Here is a 6,192-nt window from a genome sequence, read left to right as displayed (position 1 = left end):
GGAATCCTCCAAGATTCCGTCCGCATCCCCAAAAAGTGTGCCCGCTCGGCGTGTCGACCGGCGCGTCGGCGGGTGGGCGCCTTCGATACTTACCTCAATGCGAGTTACTGACTGAGTTTATGTCAGCGACGGCGGGTCGATCCGAATTACTGACTGCGTTTATGTCAAAAATGGCCCGAAAAATGGCCTGAAAGTGTCATAGACTCGCACAGTTTCACATTTGCAGCCCGTATTCACGTGTGGAGTCCGTAATTTTTGGTGTCTGCCCAGTCATTATCTTGAGAATCAGACACACTTTTTGTCTGTCGATCCAGAGGTGCTGGAAGAACGTGTGCGCTAGCTCGGAGTGCGCCACGAGTGGCGCTGCTTGTGTGAGCCCTAGAAAGCCACCGCACTTCTAATAAGTTTCCATTGCGCGGATGCTTTTGTCGGGTAACGTTCTTTTCACGCTGGAAGAAAAGGAACCGACCACATGATCAGAACAAGACAACTCTCGGCGGTCGTGCCCACTATTTCCATGTTGCTGGTGCTCGTAGGCTCTTTTGCGGGAATCAAAGCAGGGCGTGCACAGGCGCAATAGGCTGCGAGTACCTAGATGCCCAGGACTCCGATTCGCTGGCTGAGTCCATGAAGACGCTGGCGACCCGCACCGCACGCACCGCGAAGTCCAGCGCGCAAGAGATACAGGGCGGCGACGCTCCTACGAGCGCTCCCCAGGTGCCTGCCGACGTGGAAACGTTCTCGACCAAGCTGCGGGAAAAGACTCCTGAGTCCGAGCGCAGCATCAGTAATCAGGAAGGCGACGGTGCTGAGTACTTCTCCGTCCCGGTCGCTGAGGGAGAGCGGCTTGCAATTAGTGCGGCCACGGTGCCGGGAGCGTCGTCAGGCGCGACTTTGATGGACCTAGATGTCCGCAACTTCTCGCTTACTATGCATTTGGACGACAGCAGTTGCTTCCTTGCCAATGATTTCGGCAATGGCATCATCGACTCCAATGGCCCCCTTTTCGCATCGATAACAACCAAGCAGTCCGGAGGAGCGGAGGGGGACTGTAAGTCGGGCAATATGGTGTTCTCCGTGGCCCGAAAAGGAGGCCCCTTCGAAGGTCAGGACATTCCTGCAGAAGTGACCATCAAGCGTTTCGCCAACGAAAACCTGACTGATGTGCCGGAGGCGTTCCCGTCCGACAAGGAGAGCTTGAACCCTCCGCCCGCGACACCGGAAGCAGATCAGGCTAAGAAGGTCACCCCAGGTTCGTGGTTCGATGACGCCACGGAACTTACTGTCGACAACATCAGCAGCGTCACGGCCGACATTGTTCCTGGTGAGACGCACGTGTACAAGATCAAGTCCGAGTATGGGCAGCAGCTCCGCGGCGCCGTCAAACTCATTGACGCCCCAGAAGCGGACAAGCTTGCACAGATCTCCGGCCTGGATATCAAGACGCTGAATTCGGCACGCCAACTCGCCGGTAGCGAGGAAACCCGTCCTGTAAATGAACACCAGATCGGCGAAGAGACAACATTTGGTAACTCGGCCCGGATTAACTACCGCAATCGGATCGGCGAAGATAGTGAAAAGTCGGGCGATTACGAGGCTGAAAGAGCGTGGCTGGATGGTGACCAGTACATCGTTGTCTTCTTCAACAACAGTTGGGGCGCCGGTAAATCCCACGATGTCGCGGATGTTCAAAATGTCCCGGTGACTTATCAGCTAACCACGGAGTTGGTCGGCGAGAAGATTCCGGGCCCAGCTTTTGAACAGGTCGCGCACAAGTCGCCAAGTAGCGAAACCCCGACTAGTAGCCAGCAGAATCCGAAGACCACCGAAGAAAACGAGGATGACGGCTCCTCGAAGATGATGTGGTTCTCTATGGGGGCGGTGCTTCTGGTCTTGGTCGTCGGCGCGACAATCGCGTTGACCCGTAAGTAACTCTAGAGCGTCCAGTACACGCCGAATCGGTCAGGCTTGACGACGGTTTCCGTGCCCTCGGCAACCTCAGCGCCTGTAAGGCCAAGCGCTTGGCAGGCGCTTTCGACCTCTTCGGCAGAATCGCTGGAGAGACGCATCGCCACACCGTCGCCGAAGGTGAAAGTGTGCATGCCCGGCGAGTCGAGCGTCATGAAATTCTCTGACCCGAAAAGTTGGTTGTATACCTCGGTGGCGGCGGCAGCCTGTGGTTCGTCGCCTGTCCACATGAAGTAGGGAATAACGGCGGGATTCGCTGTCTTTGCGGCAGCGTCCGTGCTTGCAGCCCCGCTGGTTAAGGAATTAATCATCAGTTGCCAGTTGACCCCATTGCCGTCTACCAACCAGCCAAAGAGCGGCGAGAAATCGTAGCTGGTCAGGGGCATGAGCGTAGCACCACCGCTGATGGTTTCATCACCCGCCATCAGATGCTCCCACAGTCTGCGCAGCTGGTTTTCCTGACCAGGGGCAAATCGCACCAAAAAAGACACAGCGGGGGTTAATCGGCGGTTCCCGTCCTCAATGAGCTCGAAGTCCATCCCACCGATGGTGAGCGTGGTGGAGTTGGGCTTGATGTTGGAGTGAAAACCTTCGGCGTAAAACCGCGCAGCGGCGCGAGGGTCGTCGTTAAGCGCGATCACGGCCGAAATAGAAACAGTCATGAAAATGAGCCTAACGACGAGCGCTTAACCGCGCAGAGAACGCAGCGTTTGATCCTAGTCAGTGAAGAATCTTCATACGGTGATATCCCCAGTAACGCTGCGCTGATTAGGGGATTTCAGTTAGTGGCGTGGGCTCTGCTCGCGAACTAGGTCTGCAAATCTGTTGATGTAGTCGCGAACAAAGTCCTCAGTGCTTGACGACGTGAATTCTCCTTGTTCGTCAATGAGTGTTGGCGATTGTCCCAGGAAGACCTCTGGCTGACCGAGCATCGGCATGTCGAAGTACGACAGCGCGAGTCGCAAGTTCTTCTGAGAGCTATAACCTCCCATACGGCCGACGGAGTGGCTGATAATTCCCGCGGGCAGGTTCTTCCATGCCACATCACCGTTGGGCTTAGATCCGATGTCAACGGCATTCTTCAGAGCTGCAGGAATTGTGCGGTTGTTTTCTGGGGTGACAAATAGGATGCCATCGCTGGCTTTAATGGTTTCCCGGAAACTGGTGTATTCCGCGGGAGTCGCAATATCGGACACTGCGGGGTCGTCGTAGTCGAAGTTGTAGAGAGGGAGGTCACGAATCTCGACGATGTCGACTTTGAAGTCATCGGGGAAGTACGTGGCTGCCTTGAGTGCAATCTTTCGTGCATAGGAGGCTCGACGCAAGCTTCCTACCAGGATAGAAATCTGTGCAGTCATGCGAATGTTCCTTTCTTAGGATGTATGGGGAAAGACGCGGGTTTAGAAATCCCAGTCTTCGTCTGCGGTGTCTTCGGCTTTTCCGATGACATATGCGGAGCCGGAACCGGAGAAAAAGTCGTGGTTTTCATCTGATCCCGGGGTGAGGGCGGCGAGAATCTCGGGTTTGAAAGCGGTCTCATCATGGTTAAACCGCTGCGGATATCCCAAGTTCATAAGCGCTTTGTTGGCGTTGTATCGAATGAAGTTGGCAACGTCGTCGTAAAGCCCGAGTGGCTCGTATAGAGCTTCGGAGTACCTCAGTTCGAGCTGGTATAGCTCGTCGAGAAGCTCGAAGACGAAAGCCTTCATCTGCGTTTGCGTGGTGGCGTCGTAGGTTTCTACGCCGCGCTGGAATTTGTAGCCGGAGTAATAGCCGTGCACAGCTTTGTCACGCAGGATCAGGCGCACCATGTCGGCGGTGTTGGTCAGGATGCCTCGTGATGCGAAGTGCAGCGGGAGGTAGAAACCGGCGTAAAGCGAGAAAGACGAAAGAAGCGTTGCTGCCGCCTTTCGCTTGAGTGGAACGGCACCGTAATAGTGTTTGAGCACAGCTTTTGAACGTGCCTGCAGGATGTCATTGCCGACTGCCCATTGGTAGGCAGCGTCGATGTCAGGGGTATTGGACAGCGTTGAAAAAACTGAAGAATAGGACTTTGCATGCACTGCTTGCATGAAAGCGATGTTGGTATAGACCGCCTCTTCATGTTCAGTGCGGGCATCTTGAATTTGGGAAATCTCTCCGACAGACGCCTGCACTGTGTCGAGCATGGTCAGTCCTGTGAAGACCTTCATAGTCAGCTCGCGTTCTAGATCGGTGAGACGCCGCCAGTCTGCAAGGTCATTGGACAGCGGGACTTTCTCAGGCAGCCAAAAATTTGCTGTTAGGCGATTCCACACTTCGAGATCTTTGTCATCTTGCACTCGGTTCCAGTTGATTGGCCGAAGGCGTGCAGATGGGTCTTTCCGAAAAGACGGTGGCGTAGTTGAATAGCTGTAGATGTTCAAGAAGTAGCACTCCTCCAGAATTTTTCCAGGCCCTCTCGGACGTTCTCCACATCGTGGTCTGTCCCCAGTAGCTCGTAGTGATACAGCTCCGGGACCTGGCATTTTGCAGAAATGATGGCTCCGGCTATGCAATAGTCGGTGCCGAAATTCGTGTTTCCCGAGGTGATGACACCGCGGATGAAACTCCTATTGGTTTCGTCGTTGAGAAAAGCGATGACTTGCTTGGGTACTGCGCGGCGACGACATCCGCCGCCATAAGTCGGTGTAATCAGGACAAATGGTCTGCAGACGCGAATCATTCCGTCTTTTCGCGGATGTAACGGGATGCGTGCTGCGGGTTGAGCAAGCTTTTGGACGAACCGGTGAGTGTTTTCAGAGGCACTGGAGAAGTACACGATTCTGGGTGACTCCTCCAGTGGGAGTTCCGTGAAAGTCAGCGGCGTCTTCGAGGATGAAGACACTCAATTACCTCCTGTGTTCAATGGGTTGAACAATAACGTACAGGAGTGAACGTGGTGTCAACAAGGTGCTGCTTACGTAAGACTGAACGTGCTTAGTAATGCAATTGAGAAGTAAAGCCGCGGCTCTGTATTAACGGCAGAAAAATCCAGCAGTTGATTTTCAAGGCGAGAAAGATAGCGGGGCTGGCAGCGGGGGTGTCTCCCCAACGAGGGGAGGTAGATTCCAGAGGCCTCTCAGCGGAGCCAAACAGGGCAAACAAAAAGGCCGCGCTTTGGAATGAACCAGTCAACGAGATGACTGGGTTTCCAAAGTGCGGCCTTTTCTACAGCGCTTAGCATCAATGCGTTATGGAATAACTACAGATGCATAGCGAAATCCACTACTTCAGTGGGCGAACACTTCCGGTGAAGTGCGGACGCTTCTTCTTGCGGTCCCATGCGACGATTTTGACTGCGCGGCCAATGTTGGAGCTGCCATCAGTCAGATCGTGTGCGGCACCCGCGCCGTCACCGGTGTGGGTGAGTGCGACATTGATGGTGGTCGGCAGAACGACCGGCGCACCGAAGGAAATCTGGAACTCGTACGACTGACCCGGCAGAACCTGTGCCTCAGCCAGCGCGCGGGAGGCGGTGTACATGCCGTGTGCAATCGCTGCTGGCATGCCCAGAGCCTTCGCGGAGACAGAGGTGATGTGAATCGGGTTCCAGTCACCGGAAACCTTGGCCCACTTGCGGCCGGTGTTGCCAGCCAGCTTCCACTGAGCGGTGGGGAAGGGAACCTTGAACTGCTCGCGTTTGATGGTCTCGGCGCCGGACTTGATGGCCTCACGCTGTGCCTGGACCTCTTCGAAGCCCTCGGCATCCTTCAGGCGAACGCCCTTGGCCAGATACACCGACTGCTCCTCGACCAAGGTGGCGCCGGATGTGGACGATGTAACAGTTGACTCCAGAACAACCTCAGTGCCCGAGCGGTGAGCGCGGAATGCGGCAACCTTCACCGCGATATCAACTTTGCCACCGAGTGTGACAGGCGAGATTTCGCGGTAGGTGTTCTCGGTGTGGACCAGGCCCATCATCGGCAGCGGGAAATCATCCGCAGCCATTAGCTCCATCTGGATGGGCATGATTAGGGCGTGGATGTGGCCGAAGAAAGCCTGTTCAGACTTCGGGGCGCCAACGACGTCGCGGAAGTCCTGGTCACGGTCGGCATCGACAGTGACGCCCTTGACCACTAGTTCATCGACCTTGATTTCGGTGGAGTTCGGGCGTTTCTTCGCCGAACCAGCAGCTGCCTTGGCGTAGAGCGGAACCAGATTGGGAATGGCATCCAGGGTCTTAGCCATAAGTTTTCCTCTTTC

6 protein-coding genes are annotated in these 6,192 nt (G+C 55.3%); 1 reads left to right on the top strand and 5 read right to left on the bottom strand.

What is annotated here, in order from left to right:
- Positions 1 to 627 precede the first annotated feature (627 nt).
- Entirely contained in the window at positions 628 to 1,932 is a 1,305-nt protein-coding gene (locus HMPREF2920_RS10525) for a hypothetical protein (RefSeq protein WP_210386870.1), read from the top strand.
- Between the two features lie 2 nt (positions 1,933 to 1,934).
- Here the strand turns inward: HMPREF2920_RS10525 and HMPREF2920_RS10520 are convergent, their stop codons facing one another.
- The 5 genes from HMPREF2920_RS10520 to HMPREF2920_RS10500 all read right to left on the bottom strand — a co-directional run bounded on the left by HMPREF2920_RS10520 (position 1,935) and on the right by HMPREF2920_RS10500 (position 6,177).
- Entirely contained in the window at positions 1,935 to 2,630 is a 696-nt protein-coding gene (locus HMPREF2920_RS10520) for a VOC family protein (protein ID WP_048732086.1), read from the bottom strand.
- 120 nt (positions 2,631 to 2,750) lie between these two features.
- Complete coding sequence (locus tag HMPREF2920_RS10515) at positions 2,751 to 3,326, bottom strand: NADPH-dependent FMN reductase (RefSeq protein WP_016421405.1); 576 nt, start codon at positions 3,324 to 3,326, stop codon at positions 2,751 to 2,753.
- Between the two features lie 42 nt (positions 3,327 to 3,368).
- Positions 3,369 to 4,373, bottom strand: a complete 1,005-nt coding sequence (gene nrdF / locus HMPREF2920_RS10510; RefSeq protein ID WP_080969595.1) for a class 1b ribonucleoside-diphosphate reductase subunit beta — start codon at positions 4,371 to 4,373, stop codon at positions 3,369 to 3,371.
- On the bottom strand, positions 4,370 to 4,834 hold the full coding sequence (gene nrdI / locus HMPREF2920_RS10505; protein ID WP_048732089.1) for a class Ib ribonucleoside-diphosphate reductase assembly flavoprotein NrdI: 465 nt from the start codon (positions 4,832 to 4,834) through the stop codon (positions 4,370 to 4,372). Before nrdI ends, nrdF begins: the two co-directional genes overlap by 4 nt.
- 380 nt (positions 4,835 to 5,214) lie before the next feature.
- The gene (locus HMPREF2920_RS10500) at positions 5,215 to 6,177 is read right to left on the bottom strand and encodes a MaoC/PaaZ C-terminal domain-containing protein (protein ID WP_070601610.1); all 963 of its coding nucleotides are present in this window, start codon (positions 6,175 to 6,177) and stop codon (positions 5,215 to 5,217) included.
- Positions 6,178 to 6,192 lie beyond the last annotated feature (15 nt).

It is taken from the genome of Corynebacterium sp. HMSC075F02, assembly GCF_001838335.1.
Lineage (GTDB): Bacteria > Actinomycetota > Actinomycetes > Mycobacteriales > Mycobacteriaceae > Corynebacterium > Corynebacterium jeikeium_D.
Note: the sequence above shows the minus strand (reverse complement) of the source record. Positions and strands in the feature narration are given on the sequence as shown.